This window comes from Teichococcus wenyumeiae, assembly GCF_003696345.1.
Classification (GTDB): Bacteria; Pseudomonadota; Alphaproteobacteria; order Acetobacterales; family Acetobacteraceae; genus Pseudoroseomonas; species Pseudoroseomonas wenyumeiae.
The window spans coordinates 1-18,694 of the sequence record NZ_RFLX01000048.1 but is presented as its reverse complement, the minus strand read 5'-3'; the positions used below and the strand labels follow the sequence as shown (position 1 = coordinate 18,694).

20 protein-coding genes are annotated in these 18,694 nt (G+C 67.7%); 9 read left to right on the top strand and 11 right to left on the bottom strand.

Annotated features, from left to right (window positions below):
- Positions 1 to 298: 298 nt before the first annotated feature.
- Positions 299 to 1,249: an aromatic alcohol reductase gene (locus EBE87_RS25100; protein ID WP_120640175.1), complete on the bottom strand. Its 951-nt coding sequence runs from the start codon at positions 1,247 to 1,249 to the stop codon at positions 299 to 301.
- A gap of 63 nt (positions 1,250 to 1,312) precedes the next feature.
- Between EBE87_RS25100 and EBE87_RS25095 the strand changes: the two genes are divergently transcribed.
- Positions 1,313 to 1,732, top strand: a complete 420-nt coding sequence (locus EBE87_RS25095; protein ID WP_120640174.1) for a winged helix-turn-helix transcriptional regulator — start codon at positions 1,313 to 1,315, stop codon at positions 1,730 to 1,732.
- 166 nt (positions 1,733 to 1,898) lie between these two features.
- On the opposite strand, the gene EBE87_RS25090 is transcribed toward EBE87_RS25095, so the two are convergent.
- Complete coding sequence (locus EBE87_RS25090) at positions 1,899 to 2,498, bottom strand: TetR/AcrR family transcriptional regulator (protein ID WP_120640173.1); 600 nt, start codon at positions 2,496 to 2,498, stop codon at positions 1,899 to 1,901.
- Between the two features lie 107 nt (positions 2,499 to 2,605).
- Between EBE87_RS25090 and EBE87_RS25085 the strand changes: the two genes are divergently transcribed.
- From EBE87_RS25085 to EBE87_RS25070, 4 genes are all read left to right on the top strand, one after another.
- Positions 2,606 to 3,817: an MFS transporter gene (locus EBE87_RS25085; protein WP_120640172.1), complete on the top strand. Its 1,212-nt coding sequence runs from the start codon at positions 2,606 to 2,608 to the stop codon at positions 3,815 to 3,817.
- A gap of 69 nt (positions 3,818 to 3,886) precedes the next feature.
- Positions 3,887 to 5,179, top strand: coding sequence for an epoxide hydrolase family protein (locus EBE87_RS25080; protein WP_120640171.1), 1,293 nt, complete (start codon positions 3,887 to 3,889; stop codon positions 5,177 to 5,179).
- 50 nt (positions 5,180 to 5,229) lie between these two features.
- Entirely contained in the window at positions 5,230 to 5,982 is a 753-nt protein-coding gene (locus EBE87_RS25075) for an SDR family NAD(P)-dependent oxidoreductase (protein WP_120640170.1), read from the top strand.
- A gap of 144 nt (positions 5,983 to 6,126) precedes the next feature.
- Positions 6,127 to 6,882 (top strand): SDR family NAD(P)-dependent oxidoreductase, encoded by a 756-nt coding sequence (locus EBE87_RS25070; RefSeq protein ID WP_120640169.1) that lies wholly within the window; start codon positions 6,127 to 6,129, stop codon positions 6,880 to 6,882.
- Between the two features lie 34 nt (positions 6,883 to 6,916).
- On the opposite strand, the gene EBE87_RS25065 is transcribed toward EBE87_RS25070, so the two are convergent.
- Positions 6,917 to 7,810 carry a LysR family transcriptional regulator gene (locus EBE87_RS25065; protein ID WP_120640168.1) on the bottom strand — a complete coding sequence of 298 codons (894 nt, stop codon included), beginning with the start codon at positions 7,808 to 7,810 and terminating at the stop codon, positions 6,917 to 6,919.
- 102 nt (positions 7,811 to 7,912) lie between these two features.
- Between EBE87_RS25065 and EBE87_RS25060 the strand changes: the two genes are divergently transcribed.
- A complete protein-coding gene (locus EBE87_RS25060; protein ID WP_199707767.1) occupies positions 7,913 to 8,815 on the top strand; it encodes an SDR family NAD(P)-dependent oxidoreductase in 903 nt (300 codons plus the stop codon).
- Here EBE87_RS25060 and EBE87_RS25055 read toward each other — a convergent pair.
- The 6 genes from EBE87_RS25055 to EBE87_RS25030 all read right to left on the bottom strand — a co-directional run bounded on the left by EBE87_RS25055 (position 8,812) and on the right by EBE87_RS25030 (position 12,752).
- The gene (locus EBE87_RS25055) at positions 8,812 to 9,087 is read right to left on the bottom strand and encodes a type II toxin-antitoxin system RelE family toxin (RefSeq protein WP_120640167.1); all 276 of its coding nucleotides are present in this window, start codon (positions 9,085 to 9,087) and stop codon (positions 8,812 to 8,814) included. The genes EBE87_RS25060 and EBE87_RS25055 overlap by 4 nt on opposite strands.
- Positions 9,074 to 9,331 (bottom strand): type II toxin-antitoxin system Phd/YefM family antitoxin, encoded by a 258-nt coding sequence (locus EBE87_RS25050; protein ID WP_120640166.1) that lies wholly within the window; start codon positions 9,329 to 9,331, stop codon positions 9,074 to 9,076. Before EBE87_RS25050 ends, EBE87_RS25055 begins: the two co-directional genes overlap by 14 nt.
- A 433-nt stretch (positions 9,332 to 9,764) precedes the next feature.
- Positions 9,765 to 11,426, bottom strand: coding sequence for a type IV secretory system conjugative DNA transfer family protein (locus EBE87_RS25045; RefSeq protein WP_122140227.1), 1,662 nt, complete (start codon positions 11,424 to 11,426; stop codon positions 9,765 to 9,767).
- A complete protein-coding gene (locus EBE87_RS25040; protein ID WP_233560187.1) occupies positions 11,423 to 11,716 on the bottom strand; it encodes a conjugal transfer protein TraD in 294 nt (97 codons plus the stop codon). The genes EBE87_RS25045 and EBE87_RS25040 overlap by 4 nt, the downstream gene beginning before the upstream one ends.
- Before the next feature lie 7 nt (positions 11,717 to 11,723).
- Positions 11,724 to 12,068 (bottom strand): conjugal transfer protein TraD, encoded by a 345-nt coding sequence (locus tag EBE87_RS25035; RefSeq protein ID WP_120640741.1) that lies wholly within the window; start codon positions 12,066 to 12,068, stop codon positions 11,724 to 11,726.
- A gap of 216 nt (positions 12,069 to 12,284) precedes the next feature.
- On the bottom strand, positions 12,285 to 12,752 hold the full coding sequence (locus tag EBE87_RS25030; RefSeq protein ID WP_147426214.1) for a hypothetical protein: 468 nt from the start codon (positions 12,750 to 12,752) through the stop codon (positions 12,285 to 12,287).
- A 196-nt stretch (positions 12,753 to 12,948) separates the two neighbouring features.
- On the opposite strand from EBE87_RS25030, the gene traA reads away from it, so the two are divergent.
- Positions 12,949 to 16,266, top strand: coding sequence for a Ti-type conjugative transfer relaxase TraA (gene traA, locus EBE87_RS25025; protein WP_120640739.1), 3,318 nt, complete (start codon positions 12,949 to 12,951; stop codon positions 16,264 to 16,266).
- Here the strand turns inward: traA and EBE87_RS25020 are convergent.
- Together EBE87_RS25020 and EBE87_RS25015 are read right to left on the bottom strand one after the other, a co-directional pair.
- On the bottom strand, positions 16,263 to 16,601 hold the full coding sequence (locus tag EBE87_RS25020; RefSeq protein ID WP_120640738.1) for a hypothetical protein: 339 nt from the start codon (positions 16,599 to 16,601) through the stop codon (positions 16,263 to 16,265). The genes traA and EBE87_RS25020 overlap by 4 nt on opposite strands.
- Before the next feature lie 330 nt (positions 16,602 to 16,931).
- The gene (locus tag EBE87_RS25015) at positions 16,932 to 17,168 is read right to left on the bottom strand and encodes a hypothetical protein (protein WP_120640737.1); all 237 of its coding nucleotides are present in this window, start codon (positions 17,166 to 17,168) and stop codon (positions 16,932 to 16,934) included.
- A 59-nt stretch (positions 17,169 to 17,227) separates the two neighbouring features.
- Between EBE87_RS25015 and EBE87_RS28825 the strand changes: the two genes are divergently transcribed.
- Entirely contained in the window at positions 17,228 to 17,413 is a 186-nt protein-coding gene (locus tag EBE87_RS28825) for a hypothetical protein (RefSeq protein WP_147426213.1), read from the top strand.
- 663 nt (positions 17,414 to 18,076) lie between these two features.
- The coding region (locus EBE87_RS25010) for an amidohydrolase family protein (RefSeq protein ID WP_233553452.1) at positions 18,077 to 18,694 on the top strand (618 nt) is incomplete at its 3' end.

The following is an 18,694-nucleotide window of genomic DNA, read 5'->3' as shown; positions in this document are numbered from 1 at the left end:
CGGCCACAGCCCGCAGGACATATTCCTGGCCGGGTCATTTCTCGATGAAAACGCCGGGTCAGGTCTCAGCGAAAATCAACAACACGTCCAAGTCCCCGGCATCCGCCCCACAGGCAGAGTGCGGTCGATGTTAGTCTGGCGAGACCGTCTCCCGGACCAGCACCTCGCTGCCGTTGTTCCAGGAGCCATAGTAGCGCTGCGTCAGCGTCGCTACGGTCCGGTGGACGGCTCCGGTGAAAGCACGCTCTTCTCGGTCTCGCCATACGGATTGTCACCTCGTCCGGCACGGCCTTGCCCGCTATCGGGATACCGGTGCGCCGTTCAAGTCGCGCCAGCGCCGCAGCCAGGTTGCCACGTCGACCATGGCCATGCCGCGTTCGGCGTTGAGTGTATCGCTCTTCGGCCATGCAACACCGTCCGGGCGCGCAAAGGCGAGCCGGTACTTGCGCATGGTGTCGGTGGGATGGCTCGAAACCTCCGATCGTAATTCGGGTACCGTCAGCAGAATGCGGTCCACCCTCGTATTAAGTACCTGGTCAACCGTGTCGGCCAGTTCGCGGTAGGTGAAAGTGTCTCCAGCGGCATAGACCACTTGGTCCGAAAACTCGGATGGCGAGGCGACCACAAGCGCGGTGACCCGGCCGATGTCCTCGGGCGTGGTGACGGTGAGGCCGAAATCCCAGTCGCCGAGTGCGTGCACCCTGTTCTGCTCCAGGTTAGCCAGACCGAACGCGGGCAGGAAAACGAAGCTGGTGAACATGCCGGTTGAGATGATCGTCCAGCAGACTTTTGACTGCGCGCGCAGCATGTCGCGCACGTCAAGCTGCTCGTCCCAAACCTCCTGGCCGCTGCCCCTGCCGATGACGTCGTAATCGACGCCGAACTGCCATGGAACGTAGTGCGCGACACCGGCTGCGATGACGGCCGCGGTGATCTTGCGCTGGGTGCCCGGCCCGCCGACAAAGCCGGTGCAGCAGACGACCTGGGTAAACCGTGAGAAGATCGCCGCCAGGTCATTGACAGATGCGGCGGCGAGGTCCGCCTCGACGATGTCGATGCCCAGGTCCCGGATGAACGCTGTCGCACCTGAGGAGGCAGGGTTCGAGGCCCCTTTTGATGGACGCAACAGCACGGAGACCGGTGGAACACGTCCTTGCTTCCGTAGCACAGTGAGTTCCCGCAGCACTGAGATGCCGAGTTCTCCGGCCCCAAGAACGAGAACACCACCCGCGTTGCACTGATCCGACATCTACAGCTCCTTGTCGGCCGTGTAGATGCTTGTTCAACCACTTGCTGGAAAGAAGGCACACGGATGATACTGCAGGCGCACACGACCTTCGATGAAGCCATGCGTCACTCGCAGGCAGCCTGTGATGCCCTGAGCGAGGAGGACGATGGGCTGAAGCGGGAGATCCTGGCCCATGCCGGCAATCGCTGGTCTCTCGGAGTAGTCCACGCATTAGGCGCCGCCGGGACGCTGCGGCATGCCGAGATCGCCCGCCGATTGGGAGGTGTCACTCAGCGGATGTTAACGCGCACGCTGCGGCAACTCGAGCGGGATGGCCTGATAGCGCGGCATGATCACCGTGAGGTTCCACCTCGGGTCGAGTACAGGTTAACGGACCTCGGGCGCGGCCTTTTGATCGGTATGATGCCCTTATGGGGCTGGGTGATCGATCACGCGGACAGATTTCGTACGGCGCGCCGAGACTATGATGAGGCTCGGGAGTGACCCGGTTGGGGTGTATGCCATCCCCTCACTGCGCCAGACTTCCACGCCCCTGTGGGTCGAACCCGGCGCTAGCCACTGATTACGGCAACTGACGGCCGGTGGTTCAGTAAGCACGCGGGCTGGGCGTTATCATGCTGGGAAGCTGTCGATCTGAAGCAAACCATAATTATCTGGAGTTCGGGTCCGTTGATGGCCATGTCGAAAGAACATGCTCGATCAACGCATCCAAGGTCGCCTTCGGCGTGCCGGCCTTCGCCTGGACCGCCATGCCCTGGTTCACCGTCATGACGTAGCTCGCGAGCATGGCGCAATCCGAAGAAGCCGGCAGCTCGCCTTGATCGCGGGCCGCCTCCAATCGCACGCAAAGAGCGGCTTCCCCCATCTTGCGGCGTGCCACCAACTCCTGCTGGATGAGGATGGCGCCGCTCGAGCAAGCCAGCGCTCCGTTGATGCCGAGACACCCGCGGCTCTCACCGTTCAGCGTCACGACTGCGACCGAGCCCTCTAGGATCCTCCGGACGACCTCTCGGCTCGTCGGCGCGTCCAGTGCCTCGGACATGAAGCCCCTGTAGCGCTCCTCGTACCGGTCGAGCGCCTTGCGGAATAGGGCCTCTTTGTTGCCGAAGGCGGAGTAGAGACCGGGTCGCGCGACACCGGTGGCGCGCGTCAGGTCTTCGAAAGAGGCTCCTTCGTAACCCTTGTCCCAGAACACCTCCAGAGCGGCATCCAGCGCCTCATCAGCGTCAAACTCCCGGTGGCGTCCCATTTTCCCGTCCTCGAAATTCGATACCGGTTGTTACTAAAACTTGACGCCGCTTGTCCAGATACTATACCGATCGGTACAATAACGGTCGGTACTGAATCGGAGTGACAATGAGACCGCATGAGGAATGCTCTGAACAGAATGCTACGAGCGACGCGGCCTCTTGGGCCGGCGTCGCGTCGATCGCGGCAGGCGCGTTCCTGCTCGTCACGACCGAATTTTTGCCGATCGGCATGCTGTCGCCGATCGCGGCCGGCTTTCGTGTAACTGAAGGCACGGCCGGACTTGCGGTCACGGCGCCAGGCTTCATCGCAGCCATCGCGGCCCCCGTCATGACGATCGCGGCGGGGCGGGTGGACCGCCGGACCGTGATCGTCGTGATGACGCTCGCCATCATCGTCTCGAACGTGATCGCGGCCGCAGCGCCCGACTTCACGATCTTCCTCATCGGCCGGCTGATTCTCGGCGTGGCGGTCGGCGGACTGTGGTCCTTCGCCGTCGCGATCGGCCGCCGGCTGGTCCCGGAGAGCGCCGGCGCGCGAGCGACATCGATCATCTCGGCCGGGATCAGCGCGGGCACCGTCTGCGGCATGCCGGTGGGCGCAGTCGCCGGTGATCTGGTCGGATGGAGGTGGGTATTCGCGGCCAACGCTCTGCTTGGGCTCCTCATCATCCTGGCGCAGGTGCGCTTCCTTCCCCGCCTGCCGACGATCGTGCCGATCAACGTCGCCCGGCTGATAGACTTCGCGAGGGTGCCGATGGCCAGGATCGGGCTGATCGCCAGCGGGTTCGTCGCGGCAGGGCATTTCATCGCCTACACCTTCCTGGAGCCCCACCTGCGCGACAGCCTCGCCTTCGGGCAATCAGGCGTCGCTCTGGCGCTCGCCGGCTACGCCGTCGCGGGCATCGCCGGCGCATTCGCGGGTGAGCATCTCGCCATTCGCAACATCCGCCAGGCGCTCGCTGTCTCCTCGGCAGCGGTTGGCCTCTTCGTGGTGGCGGCAGCATCCCTTGCGGGAGCGCCGACAGCCGCCGTCATCATGGTGATGCTCTGGGGGTTCACCTTCGGGGCGGTGCCGGTCTGCGTCCAGGTCTGGATGTTCACGTCCTCGCCGAAACTCTACGAGGCCGGCTCTGCGCTCATGGTGAGTGCCTTCCAGGTCGCACTGGCCGCGGGTGCCGCAGTCGGTGGCCTGCTGGTCGATTCCAGCGGGATCGGCGCAGCCTTCCTCGTCGGAGGGGTGGTGTGTGTCGTCGGCGCCTTCATTCCCCTGCTGTCCCGGACCCCCGATGCCTCCCCCTCAACCCTGCCGCCGCCGTGAGCGGCCGCAGCCGGCTTACCTCTCTCCTCAAGCCAAACGGACCGCTGCATCCAAAAGGAACGTCACGCCATGCACCGTCGTGAAGACATTATCGCTCCCTCCCGCCGTGAAGCTCTGGTCGGCTTCGCGCAGGTTGCAGCGATTGCATCAGTCGTGAGCGTCGCCCTCGGGTCGTCGGCAAGCGCCCAAGGGCTTTCCCTGACCCCGGCCTCGGACGCGATCACCCCATTTCGCGTGGCAGTGCCGCAGGTCGCAATCGACGATCTCAAGATGCGCCTGCGGATGACGCGCCTGCCTGACAAGGAGACCGTCGGCGACTGGTCGCAGGGCGTGCCGCTCGCAAAGACGAAGGCCCTCATCTCTTATTGGCGTGACCGTTATGACTGGCGGCGTTTTGAGCGCCAGATCAACGCCTATCCGCAGTTCCGCACCGAGATCGACGGCCTTGGCATCCACTTCATCCATGTGCGGTCCAAGCATGCGAACGCCTTGCCGATCATCTTAACCCACGGCTGGCCCGGCTCCGTCGTCGAGTTCCTGAAGGTGATCGGGCCCCTGACGGACCCTACCGCCCATGGCGGCCGGGCGGAGGACGCCTTTCATGTCGTCATCCCCTCACAGCCCGGCTTCGGATTTTCCGACAAGCCGACTTCGACGGGCTGGAACCTCGTCCGAACAGCAAAGGCCTGGGGCGTCCTGATGCAGCGTTTGGGCTACACCCGCTGGGTTGCGCAGGGTGGTGACTGGGGATCAGGCGTGACGCATGCGCTTGGTCATGTGCGTCCGGCAGGTCTCGTCGCGGCGCATGTCAACTGGCCGCTCGTCTTCCCCGAGAAGTTCCCCGCCAACCCTGCGCCGGACGAGAAGGCTGCTATGGAAGCAGCTGACCGATTTGCCGACGACCAGTTCGGTTACTTTAAGGAGCAGGCTACGCGGCCGCAAACCATCGGTTACGGGCTCGCGGACTCGCCAACCGGCCAGGCGACTTGGATCTATGAGAAATTCCAGGCCTGGACCGACAATTACGGCAGCGTCGAGGACGTGCTGAGCGTGGATGAGATACTCGACAACATCTCGCTCTACTGGTTCACCGATACCGCCGCGTCCTCAGCCCGGATCTACTGGGAGAACGCGCGACACGGCGACGGCGGTGGATTCGACGCAGGCCGCATCGAACTTCCCATGGCAGCCACGATCTTTCCGAAAGAGATCTATCGCGCGCCGAAGGCGTGGGCTCAGGCCCGCTGGCCTAACCTGTTCTATTGGAACGAAGTCGACCGGGGCGGCCACTTCGCCGCCTTCGAGCAACCGCAGCTCTTCTCCGAGGAGATGCGCAAGGCATTCCGGACGATCCGTTCCTGATCATCCCTCCCATCCCGGCCGCGCCATGGCTGAACACTAGGAGATTTTACATGTCCAATCGTCTCGAAGGCAAAGTCGCTGTCATCACCGGCGGCACCAGTGGCATTGGTCTCGCGACCGCAAAGCGCTTCGTCGCTGAGGGAGCGCACGTCTTCATCACCGGGCGCCGCCAAGCTGAACTGGACAAAGCCGTCAACGAGATCGGCGGCGCTGTCACAGGCATTCGGAGTGACGTTGCCAGCCTCGACGATCTCGACCGGCTGTTCGACGTCGTGCGCGAGAAGCGTGGTGGATTGGACATCTTGTTCGCCAATGCCGGGGGCGGTGATTTGGCGTCGCTTGGCATGATTACGGAGGAGCAGTTTGACCGCACCTTCGGCACAAACGTTCGGGGCACCTTGTTTACAGTACAGAAGGCGCTGCCACTGATGCAGTCGGGCGGATCTATCATACTTACCGGCTCAACCACTGGATCGAAAGGCACGCCGGCGTTCAGCGTCTACAGTGCGAGCAAGGCCGCGGTCCGCAATTTCGCGCGAAGCTGGGCGCTTGACCTCAAGGACAGCGGCATCCGCGTCAATGTGCTCTCGCCCGGGGCGACCTTAACGCCCGGCTTGCAAGGTCTCGCCAACTCACCCGAACAGGAAAAGGCGCTCGTCGCTGGCCTCGCGGCACAGACGCCGCTTGGCCGGATCGGCCAGCCCGAAGAGACGGCCTCGGTCGCGCTCTTCCTGGCCAGCGAAGACAGCAGCTTCATGACCGGTGCTGAGGTGTTCGTCGACGGAGGCATGGCGCAGGTCTGAGCCATCAACGGTGTGTCGCTGGCGCCTCCATCCCCCTGCTGTTCCGGACGCCCGACATCTCCCTATCAACCTTGCCGCCGCTGTGAGCGGCCGCGACCGCTTGGGCTAGCGAGCTAGTCCTCCATCAGCACACCAGGAGTATCCATGAGCAAGCCCCTTTCCGGCAAAGTCGGCCTCGTCACCGGTGGCTCGCGCGGCCTCGGAGCCGCCATCGCGGAGGCGCTGGCGGATGCGGGCGCGGACGTGGCGATCAGCTATGTGGCGTCCGACGAGAAGGCTGCGGCCGTCGTTGAACGACTGACGGCGAAGGGTGTCCGCGCCATCGCCATCAAGTCCGATCAGGGGGATCCGACGGCGGCGGCACCTCTGGTTGATCGGGTGGTCGAGGCGTTCGGCAAGCTCGACATCCTCGTCAACAACGCCGCCGTCGCGTGGCAAGGCAAGACGATCGACGATCCCGACATCGACAACGACGCGATGGACCGCCAGTGGACCATCAACACCTTCGGCGTGATCGCCAACATCCGCGCCGCGGCGAAGGTGCTGCCCGACGGTGGCCGCATCATCTCGATCGGCAGCGGGCTCGGCACGCGTACCGCCTTCCCCGGAACAACCGACTACGCGGCGTCGAAGGCGGCGATCGTCGGCTACACCAAGGGCGCCGCCCGCGATCTCGGCCGTCGCGGCATCACGGTCAATGTCGTTCAGGCGGGCCTGATGGACACCGACATGGCGGCGGCATCGAAGGGCAAGCTGCCGCCGATCGTCATGGAAAGCCATGCCATCCAACGTCACGCCGGACTGGACGAAGTTGCCGGCGCCGTCGTGTTCCTCGCAGGGCCGCATGGCGGCTTCACGACCGGGTCGGTCATCGACGTCAACGGCGGCTTCACCGCCTGAACGCCAGGCGCGGCCAGCGTCGTGCCCCAAGCCTTCACACGGTCCTGCCTGCTTGAAGCGTCTCCTTGAACAGTTCGAAGGCCGTCGTGCTCCGACGATCGGGATAATAGAGGTGGTAGCCGGCGAACGGCGCGCACCACGGCTCCAGCAGGCGGGTGAGACCGCCATCGGCAATCGGCGCCGCCACCAGATCCTCCAGGATGTAGAGGATGCCGAAGCCCTCAAGGGCGGCGGCCACCAGCAGATCGCCGTCGTTGAATACCGGCCCGCGGCCCGGCTTGACCGTCACCGCACGGCCCTCGCGCTCGAACGACCAGGGAGACAGGTTGCCATGCGCGTCGCTGTAGGCGACGCAGCGATGCGCCGTGAGATCGGCAGGCTCCAACGGCGCCGGATGGTCGCTCAGATAGCTGGGAGCGGCCACCACCGCGACGCGAAGCGGAGGCCCGACCGCCAGCGCGATCATGTCCTTCTCCAACCGCTCGCCGAGCCGGATGCCTGCATCGTAGCGGCCCGCCACGATGTCGGTCATCTCGCCCTCCACGCACACCTCCACCTCGATGCCGGGGTGGCGGCGCATGAAGGACGGAAGCATGGGCCACAGCAATGTGTCCGCGGCGTGTTTGCCCGTCGTGATCCGGACGGTGCCGATCGGCGCCCCGCGGGCCTGGGACAGCGCGTCGATCTCGTCGTCCAACCCGGCCAGTGCCGGCGACAGGGTGGCCAGCAGGCGCTCGCCGGCAGCGGTCGGGGCGACGCTGCGCGTCGTGCGGGTGAGGAGGCGAAAACCGAGTTGGCCTTCCAGCCGCTTCATGGTCTGGCTCAACGCCGACTGCGTCACTCCGAGCCGCCTCGCGGCACGCGTGAAGCTGCAGTCGGAGGCAATGGCCGCGAAGACGGCGAGATCGCCGAGCTGATCCGGGCGCATTGATGATCCCCGCTACTGGGGCCTATGACTGATTAGGCCGTTATCTCGATCCATTAGCCTGACTACCTAGACAGCGACAGTGCACGCAAGGAGGAGCAGGCGATGGGCAAGGTTTGGCTGGTGACGGGCGCAAGCCGGGGACTGGGACGCGAGATTACGCAGGCAGCGCTCGATGCCGGCGAAACGGTCGTGGCAACGGCACGGTCCGCCGATGCGGTGCGCGATGCCTGTGGGGGCGAACACGACCGCCTGCATGCTCTCGCGCTCGATATCACCGACGCCGAAGCCGCGAACTCGGTCGCCGCCGAGACCACCGAGCGGTTCGGTGCGATCGACGTACTGGTCAACAATGCCGGCTACGCCGAGTTGGGTTTCTTCGAGACCTTCACCGATGCCGCGGTGCGGCGTCAGTTCGAGGTCAACCTGTTCGGCACGATGAACGTCGCGCGCGCGGTCGCTCCTTACATGCGTGAGCGTCGCTCAGGCCTCATCGTCACCATCTCGTCGGTCAGCGGGCTGGTCTCCAACGGCGGCGGGGCGGTCTACGCGGCGTCGAAGTTCGCGGTCGAGGGATGGATGGAAGGCTTTGCACAGGAGCTGGCCCCGTTGGGCGTCCGCTCGCTCCTGGTCGAGCCGGGGATGCTGCGCACCGACTTCATGGACCGGAAGTCGGCGCGCTTCGGCAGCATCGACATTCCGGACTATGCCGAGGCGATGGCGCAGTATCGCGCGTTCGTGGACGGGGCCAACGGTAATCAGCCGGGCGATCCGAAGCTGCTCGCCGCGCGGATCGTAGCGCTTGCTTCGCAGGGCGAAGCGCCATCTCGGCTCATATTCGGCGACGACGCTCGACATTGGGCCGGCACGAAGGTCGACCAATTGCGGCAGGAGATCGCCCAGTCGGCCGATCCGGTGACTGTCAGATCAAGCCCATACTTCTACACGGGAGCACCTCTCCTGCAACTGGAGCCGGCCCTTACCGAACCGGAGGAGCCGCAGCGCTAATCCGGGAAGCGGGCATAGACCGCCTTGCGGCGACCGACGGCCAGAACCAACACCGTCACGGTATTATCCTCAACCTCGTAGACCAAGCGGTAGCCCACGTCGCGCAGCTTGATCTTGTAGAGATTGGCGCCGCCTCGCAGTTTGGCGGAGACCACGCGGGGTTCTTGCAGGCGGCGGGCCAGGACCTTCTTGAAGGCCTCACGGATGCCCCGATCCAGGGCATCCCACTCCTTCTTCGCGTCTTCGACGAAGTCGAGGTTATAGGTCGTCAAGGCTCACGCGCACCCGAGGCTGGTGGCGACGTGCCTCAGCCAGGCGCACCAGCTCGGCGTCTTCCGCCGCTTCCAGTGCTTCCATCATCTCCGCGTAGAGACCAGCCTCGACCACGTAATATTGCGGCCGGTTGTTCTTCATCACCGCTACCGGCGAGCCATTGTCCGTCTGAAAAGAGGCAATGCCCCGCTTCTTCACATCGGTCGCCGAGATGGTGCGATCCGATAGCAGCACGTCCGCCATAGGCGCGTTCTCCTCTTCAAGCTTAACCTCAATTGAGCACTATATAAGGTACTCAATGTGGTTCAACAACGGCGTGGGCCGGAGCATCTGCATGGCAGAGGATGAGGCTGCCAGATGGTATCCGCCGTGATGGACATCCTGCTTCGACCCGTCGGCGCCGGCCCCGCTTTCCTTCTGGATGCTCAGCCCCGCAGTGGTGCCGTCCAGCTCTGGCAGTCGTAGTGAACCCACAGCCGGCAAGGACATCCTCAGCCGTCACGCGGGGAACGCCTTGAGGCTGACACCGATCAGGGGAGTTGCGGCGCCTGGCAGGACGTGGACCCAGCCTGTGGTGGCCCACCCGTCACGCGGTTCACCGTCCTGGAGCGGTTCTCGGCACGTGGCGGAGGTCCGAGGCTAGGGTTGACCAAAGGCCAGTGTCCGCCGGGCAGGCTCAGTCGGCCAGCCCCTGGAACTCGGTGTCGGCGTAATGACGAAGTTTGCGGGCGAGGACGGGCCGCTGCCCTGGCCGCAGCAGCACCTGCTGGTCGGCGGGCAGGCGCATGGCCTCGTCGGGGGTGAGCAGGGGGCGGCCGAGGCGCTGGGTTGAGCTGCCGTGGCTGGTGGAGCCATGCCCCTCGGGGTTGTCCGAGGTGGTGTGGGAGCTGCTGTGGGTCTGGAACGGCACGGTGCTGTTGCCGAGCGCCCGGGACAGCCACTGGGCGGTGTCGAGGTCAGCCGGTGCCGAGACCTGGAGCAGCCCGGCATTGGCCAGGAAGGTGCTGGCGCTCTGGCCATAAGCGGCGCGGAGCTGCGCCAGGTCCTGCAGGATGGGCCAGAGCTGCAGGCCGAGGCCGGCCATCAGCCCAGCCGCCTGCAGCACCGGCTCCAGCCGTCCGAGGGCGGCGAACTCATCGAGCAGCAAGAGCACCGGCGGCTGCCCGGGTAGGACCGGGGTGCGGGCGAGCTGCTGGATGCTCTGGGCGATCAGCAGGCGCAGCCAGCGGGAGTAGGTGCTGAGGCGGTCCGGCGGCAGGACGAGAAAGACCGTGGCGATGCCCTGGCGCAGGTCAGACCACTGGAAGTCCGAGCGCGCCATGCTGGCGGCGAGCCTGGGACTGTCGAGCAGGTGGGTATGGCGCTGGGCGGAGGAGAGCACGCCGGCGGCCTCGCGATCGGCCTTGCCGAGCTGGCGGGCGGCGGCGCGCGAGACCAGTCCGCCGGCGGCACTGGTGTCGGCCAGCATGGCGCGCAGCAGCGCCTGCCAGTCGTCGGGCGGCAGGGTGAGCAGGCGACGGAGTTCCGGCAGGCCGCGCTGCCCTGGGGCGCCGCGGCAGGCCAGGTGCAGCAGCAGGCCGCTGATCAGCGCCTTGGCTTCCTCGTTCCAGTGCGCCTCAGAGACCTGACCTGGCGGGTCAAAGACCAGGGCCTCGGCCAGCGTCGCGGCATCGTCGGCGAGGTCGGGAGAGGAGGGGTCGAGCAGCGCCGCTGGATCATAGGCACTGGCCGGCTGTCCGGAGACGCCAAAGGGATCCAGCACAAAGACCGGCCCGAAGCGCCGCCGTGCCCGGGCGCTGATGCGGGCATTCTCGCCCTTGGGATCGACGCAGAGGATGGGGCGGTCGCTCAGCAGCAGGTTGGGCAGCACGGTGCCGACGCCCTTGCCGGAGCGGGTGGGGGCGATGGTGAGCAGATGGGCGGGACCAGCGTAGCGCAGCAGCGCCCCACGACGACCCGGCGCACGGCCAACCAGCAGCGCCCCCGGATCCCGCGCCAGCGCCGCTGCGGCGAGGTCACGGCGAAGCTGGCGCGGCGCGGCCCAGGCGGCGGAGCCATGCGAGGTGGCGGGGGTGCCGCGGCCGAAGGAGACGGGACCCAGCAGGTTGAGCAGCGCCAGCACCCAGCCGACGAGGCCGCCGAGCAGCAGGCCGATGGCGCCGTGGCGCAGATCCGGCGGCTGCAGCAGGATGACGTTCCAGAGCAGGCCGAGGAGGCCCCCGAGGAGGGCGCCGGAGCCAGCGGTGCGGAGGCAGATCCAGAGCCAGCTGATCAAGGCAAAAGGCAGGGCGAGGAGGGTGAGGGCGAGGCGCCAGACGCCCCGCAGGACGGCGGTCATGGTGAGACCACTCCCTCCGCCGCCTCGCGCTCATCCTGAAAGGCGCGCAGGCCGGCATGGCGCCAGCGGGCGCGCAGCACATCCGGCGGCTCGTCACCGTTGTCCCGCAGCTGCCCGGCCGCGACCAGCAAGAGACCGAGCAAGGTGGCGCGGTCGTCCTCCAGCAGCTCCACCAGTCCGGCCTTGTGGATCAGGCCACCGAGTTCGATCAGGTGGCGGGTGCGGGCGCGGCGCTCGGCCGCCCAGTCGCGGCGGTCGCCGCGGGCCTGCGCGGCCTCGACACGGGCAATGGCTTGGCTACTCCGCCGCCAGGCGTGCTGCGTCCGCAGGATCAGCCGGCGCAGCGCCGGCATCGGCCGCCGCGGCTTGGCCGCTGCCGGATTTTTGGGTGCCGCTTCCGGCGCGGCGAAAGAAAGCTTCTCCGCGCTGGCGCCAGCTCTCCGCCGCCTTGGGGTTGGCTTTCGCCTGCTCGAGGCCGTGCAGCAGCAGGCCGGCGAGGGCATCGGGATCGAGCGCATCGGCGGCGCCGGTGGCCAGCAGCAACTCGCCGAGCTGGGCTTTCTGCCTGGTGCGGAGTTGGCGGGCCTTGTCCTGCAGGGCGCGCAGCTCAGCGTCGATGTCGCGCGGGCGGCGTGGTGCCATGGTGGGATCCCCCTCCGTTGTGCCGCGGGGTATCCGGGCTTTCTGCGGCGGGGGATGCCACGGCGGGCGGTGGGGTGAAACCCTCAGGGGCTGGAAGAATCGAGCCGGCAATAGTTGGCCACGGGCAACAGGGTGACGACCCATCGAGGGCGTCCTGCACGCTGCATCAGCACCCTCCGATGCTGTGCAGCGAACGCGATCAGGCCTCGGCCTCGATCATCGCCATGCAGGCATCGAAGCTCGGCGCGACCGGAAAGATCGCGTCGTCACCGGCGAGCTCGGGGTCGACGAAGACGATGGCGGGATCCCCGGACCGGGCGGCCCGTCGAAGGCCCAGAGGTTGCCGCCGGTGTTGTCGGCGAAGGGCAGCAGGCCGGGCGGGGCGTGCTCGAGGATGTTCTGCCAGCAGGTCTCGACGCAGTAGCTCACCGCGTCAGGGCTGACCGCCTCGGGTGGCAGCACCAGTAGCAGGAGCAGGGACGCGAACTGCGGGTCGGCCATGGCGTCCTCATCGAGGCCCTCGCCCTGGTGCGTCACGGCGCGCGACCAGGAGCGATCCGGCAGCGGACTGCCGAGCAGGGTCTCGAGCCGCTGACGATGCGCAGCAGTGGTCTCGGGCAAAACGGCCCGCAGGTCGGGTTCCCCCATCGCCGATCGACGCCACATCCAGAACAGTCGCAGCATCGCGGATCGACCACCAGCGGACGAGCCCATCACTCCGAGCCGATCGCGACCACAGCAGACCCGCGCACCTCGTCAGTTCGCAGCAAAGCGGAGAAATGCGCGCTTATACATCGCCTGCGGCGACGTCGCGGAAAGGTGAGTCCCCCGTGGGCGGAACGATGCTTTCACCGATCCCGGATCCGGGTGATCTGGCGGCATGGCGATCTACCACCTTTCGGCGCAGGTGATCTCGCGCGGCGCCGGCCGTTCCGTGGTGGCGGCGGCGGCCTATCGCGCGGCGACACGTCTGGAGGACACACGCACCGGTCTCGCACACGACTTCACGGCCAAGGACCACCTGGTGCATGCCGAGGTGCTGCTGCCCGACGGCGCACCAGCGGCGTGGGCTGATCGCAACGTGCTGTGGAACGCGGTGGAAGCCGGCGAGAAACGCAAGGACGCGCAGCTGGCGCGGGAGGTGGAGTTCGCGCTGCCACGCGAGTTGTCTCAGGCCGAGGGCATCGCGCTGGCGCGGGACTTCGTGCGTGAGCAGTTCGTGGCGCGTGGCATGGTGGCGGATCTCTGCGTGCATGCGCCGCGGGGCGAGGACGGCGAGGCCAAGCCGCACGCGCATGTGCTGCTGACCCTGCGCGGCATCACTCCTGGGCAGCAGGCGGACAGTTCCGATGCGGCATTCGGCGCGAAGCAGCGCGCGTGGAACAGCACGGCCTTGCTGCAGACCTGGCGCGAACGCTGGGCGGAGCTGACGAATGAGCGGCTGGCGAGCCTCGGGCATGATGTGCGCATCGACCACCGCACTCTTGCGGCGCAGGGCATTCCGCTGGAGCCGCAGCACAAGGTGGGACCGGCCGGGATGCGCCGGGCTGAGCGTGGCGAAGCGGCAGAGCGGCGGGCCGAACATGACGCCATCGCGCGCAGGAACGGCGCGCGCATTGCTGCCGATCCCCTGCTCGCACTCGACGCCCTGACGCGGCAACAGTCCACCTTCACGCGGCAGGACCTGGCGCGGTTCGTGGCGCGGCACACAGACGGGGCCGCGCAGTTCGCCGAGGTGCTGGCGAAAGTCGAGGCCTCGCCCGATCTGGTGCGGCTGGGGCAGGACGCGGCGGGACACGCGCGCTGGACCACGCGCGAGATGCTGGCGGCCGAGCAGCGGATGGAGGGGCAGGCGGCGGCGCTGGCGCAGGGCCGGGCGCATGGTGTGCCAGAGCAGCTCCAGGAGCGGGCGCTGCGGCAGGCGGAGCAGCATGGCCTCACCCTCAGCGACGAGCAGCGCGACGCGGTGCGACATCTCATCGGTGAGACAGGCTTGGCGCTGGTGGTGGGCTATGCCGGCACCGGCAAGTCGGCGCTGCTGGGGGTGGCGCGGGAGGCCTGGGAAGGGCAGGGGCTGCGGGTGCGGGGCGCGACACTGTCCGGCATCGCCGCCGAGGGGCTGCAGGCGGGCAGCGGCATCCGCTCCAAAACCCTCGCCAGCCTGGAGTGGCATTGGGCGCGGGGGCGCGAGCTGCTGGGGCCACGCGACGTGCTGGTGGTGGACGAGGCGGGGATGGTCGGCTCGCGGCAGATGCAGCGGCTGCTGGAGCAGGTCCAGCAGGCCGGCGCCAAGGTGGTGCTGGTGGGGGATCCGGAGCAGCTGCAGGCGATCGAAGCCGGCGCGGCCTTCCGGGCACTGGCGGAGCGGCATGGCGCAGCCGAGATCTCGGAGGTGCGGCGGCAGCGGGAAGGCTGGCAACGGGAGGCCACCCGCGAGCTCGCCACCGGGCGCACGGGCGAGGCGCTCGCCCGCTACGAGCAGGCCGGCATGGTGCTGGGGCACGCGACGCAGGAAGAGGCCCGCGCGGCGCTGGTGGCGGGCTGGCTGGCGGGGCGGCAGGAGGCGCCCGGCCGCAGCCAGCTGATGCTGGCCTCCACGCGGGCGGATGCAGCCGCGCTGAACCAACTGGCACGGGAGCAGCTCGGGGGGGCTGGGGCGCTCGGCGCGGACCATAGCATCATGACCGAGCAGGGCGAGCGGCTGCTCGCCGCGGGCGATCGCCTCATGTTCCTGCGCAACGCACGGGCGCTGGGTAGCACTGCGGACGGGCAGGGCGGCACCGCGGTGAAGAACGGCACGCTGGGCACGGTGACTGCCGTCCAAGGGCAGGGTGAGGGCGCGCGGCTGACGGTGCGGCTGGATGCCAGGGACGCCGCCACACCGGCGCCGGAGATCACCTTCGCGGTGAGGGAGTACGGCGCGCTGACACACGGCTACGCGGCGACGATCCACAAGGCGCAGGGGGTGACGGTGGACCGGGCGCATGTGCTGGCGAGCCGGGCGATGGACCGGCACGCGGCTTACGTGGCGCTGACGCGGCACCGGGAAGGAGTCAGGCTGCACTGGGCGCGGGACGAGCTGGGCAGCCGGGCGGGCCTGACCCGGAGGCTGTCGCGGCAGCGGGCCAAGGACGTGACGCTGGACTACCTCGGACCAGAGGGCGAGCGCCGCGCCCGAGAGGCCTTTGCCAGCCGGCGTGGAGTGCATCCGCTGGTGCCCGAGAGCGAGATCCTCGCGCGGCCGCCGGTGGCGCGGGCGAGGGCTAGCGGCGAAGCGGCGGCGGCCTATCTCGACCGGGCCGCCAGCCAGACAGAACCACCGCCGCCACCACTGCTGCCGGCGCAGCGGGATCCAACGGGTCGCGACAGCCTGGGGCGGGGCACCACGGCTGAGGAAATCACGGCGGCGGTGGAGCGCAATCCGGCGGTGCGGCAGGAGGCGAGCGACCGGGTGCAGTGGCTGCGGGCAGCCTACCGCGATCCGGTGCAGGCGGAAGCCCAGCTTGATGCGCTGCTGTGGGACAGCCGGGACGACCGAAACCAGGTCGCTCACCAGCTGCGGGAGCGGCCGGAGCTGCTGGGGCGGCTACGCGGAAGAGACGGGTTGCTCTCGGGGCGTGGCGCGCAGCTGGAGCGGGCTAGTGCGGTCAGCGCGGCGCGTTCGGTCGCCACAGGACTGGAGCGAGAGGAAGCGGCACGGCAACGGGCTGGAGAGAGCTATCGAGCCGAGGTGGCGGCGCAGCGGGCGCGGGATGCGGTGGAAGTGCCGGGGCTGTCACAGCGGGCCTGGCAGGCCGTGGAGGCGCTGGAGCAGGCAAGGACCACCAGCCTGCCGCCGGAAGCCAGCAAGGCACCCCAGGCCTATTGGCAGGCGCTGGCGGGGCGGCCGGATCCGGCATTGGCCGAAGCTTGGCAGCAGGTGGTGCGGGGGCAGCCGGAGGTGGCGGCGGAACTGCGGGCGGTGGCCGCGGCAGCGGAGCGGCGGCTGGGGCCACAGGGCGTGGAGCAGAGCCTCTCAGCGGGCGCGACCGAGGCCGCCGCGCCATCGCGCGAGGGACTGGCGGGGATCGGACGGGCCGTGGTGGCGATGCGGGAGGGGCAGCGGGCGGTGGAGATGCAAGAGCGCAGCCAGGCGCGGTCGCAGGAGGCGGAGCAGCAGCGGCTTGGGATCCGGCGTGCACCGGGGCTGGGCCGCTAGCGGTCACCGCCCACCGGACCGGCCTCGGCCACCAGGGCCGAGGCGTCAGGCCCCGTCTGCTCCCGCGTGATCGCATCAAAGGCCTCCCAGAACTCCTGCGGCGAGATCGGGTACATCGTCTCGATGTCCATGATGGCCTTGGCCGCCAGCGCGGCGTCCTGCTCATCCGCCGCGGCTGCCTCAATCCGGCACAGGCGCCGATACTCCGCGACCTGCTCAGGAGGCATCTTCGTCTCCATGGCGCGGTCGGCTGCCAGGAGATCCATCCCGGGCATCATCCCGGCCGAGGGGCCCAACGCGCTGCCCCCCAACTTCTGGGGCTTGGGGTCCTTCACGGGCTTCCGGCGTGGGGCCGGTTGGCGCTTTTGCTTCTTCACAGGACCATCCCTTGGCTCTCTCGATGCAGCCGGCTGCACGCCCGCCATGCGCCAGGCCGCGGCCATCCTCGCCTTGGATTTGACACCCGCCGATGCGGGTTCGGATGGCACCACGCCCGGGCCTCAGCATAGCCGGCGCGCATGATGCCTCTGGACGTCGCTACAGCCTGTCTCCCTTGCCGTAGGCCGGACGAACGAGACCCCTCGCCTCCATGTGGAGAGCGAGGGGTTGCGGGGGGAAATGGGGGAGGGGGATGAGGGATGGTGTTCAGGCGTTAGGTCTGTCCTTCAGGCCAGGGTATTATCGGGGCGGCAGCAGAGGTCCGGGGCCCATCGCAAAGGGCCGGTCAGGAACGGCAGCGCCTCAGCCACGAGGTTCTTCGCCGCGCTTGGCCCGATCCCAAAGGTGGCTCCAACAACCGCACCTATCAGGCCCAGGATGATGTCGCCGAAGCCCGCGCCGCCGGAGATAGCATCCAGTTCCATATCCGGCAGAGGGGCGGAGGCGCTGTTCAGATCGTTCATGGCCAGATCCCGTTTCAGAGGGTGGCGTACAGAGGCGGCAGGCTTCAGGCTCACACCAAGTGGGCCACTTCGCCCACAGCGGCACCGGCCGCGCCGCCCGCCACCGTCGCTGCGCCAAAGAGAGCGGCGCCTGCCGTATTGGCGATGATGCCCATCCCGACCGCCGCGACGGCTGGGGCACAGAAGACCGCCATGGCTCCCGCGCCGATGGCGCCACCCGCAATCCCACCAATCGCCCACGCTGAGAAACAGGGCGCTGCCTCAAATGACAGCACCCTTTCTTCGTGCGTGCGCCTGCATCATCCCGAAGCCGTGGGATTGAAGTTGGACAAATGGAGGATTCCCGCTCAGTCCTCGGATCGAGGAGCACCGCCGCTATCACGGCCACCAAGAAGGACAAACCAAGGTGGGCCGCGGACGGAACCGCCCACTCTGGAATTACGATCCAACGAGGCCGCGGGAGCCACATCCAATCTAGGTGCTCTGCGAACTGCTGTTCCATGCGTGCCGGCCACCACCGGTATCACGAACCCGGAGGCTCTACTCCTGATGAGAAGTCAGGCGATCCGGTGGTGGCCAACGCTCGCCCAGCCGGGGCCGCTACGGGACTTCCAATTGCTGCGCCATCTGGTCGCGGCCAACAGAATGCTGGTCTGGTTGCCATCGTCTCGAAAGACGAGTACCCGCTCCCGGCAAGGTCACATGAAACATGCTGGCTTGATCGAGCAATAAAGTGAGCCCTGAGCGGCAGCCGGCAAGGCCTTTGAAACGCTCCCGTCCTCATCAATCAGCTCACCGCTGTGTGTACCGCGGCTAACTCCCCGCCGTCCCCGGGCTGTCGACCTTGGCGCAGACTCCAGCCATGCTCTTCAGAGCGCCGACCGGAACAGGCGCGATGGGAGAAACGCATGAACCCGACACAGTCTCGCCGTGCCCTGCTGGCCGGCGCCGGATTGGCGGCCGTGGGGTCAACGTGGTCGAGCACCCCCGCCGGCGCCCAGTCCGCCGTGACAGCGCCCGGCATGGTGCGGGGCACGGCAGGACCTGTGAAGTTCTCCGCCGGCACGGAGCCCCCCCGCACGCCTGCGCCGCCGCTGGCCACGGATTGCCACCACCACGTCTATGATGCCCGCTTCCCAGCCGATCCACGCACCCAGCTGCGGCCGCCGGATGCCTCGCCGGAGGATTACCGTGCGCTGGCACGCAGGCTCGGCACCCAACGCTCCGTGCTGGTCACGCCCTCCACCTACGGCACCGATAACCGCCTCCACCTGCAGGCCATGCGGGAGCTGGGTCCGGAGCGGGCGCGCATGGTCGCGGTGGTGGATACCAGCGTGACGGACGCGCAGCTGCGCGAGATGCATGAGGCCGGGGTGCGCGGCATCCGCTTCAACCTGGTCCAGGCCGGGGTGACGACCGTCGACATGCTGGAGCCGCTTTCGACACGAGTGCAGGCCCTGGGGTGGCACACGCAGATCCATATGCTGGGCGACCAGATCGCCGAGCACGAGGCGCTGTTCCTGCGC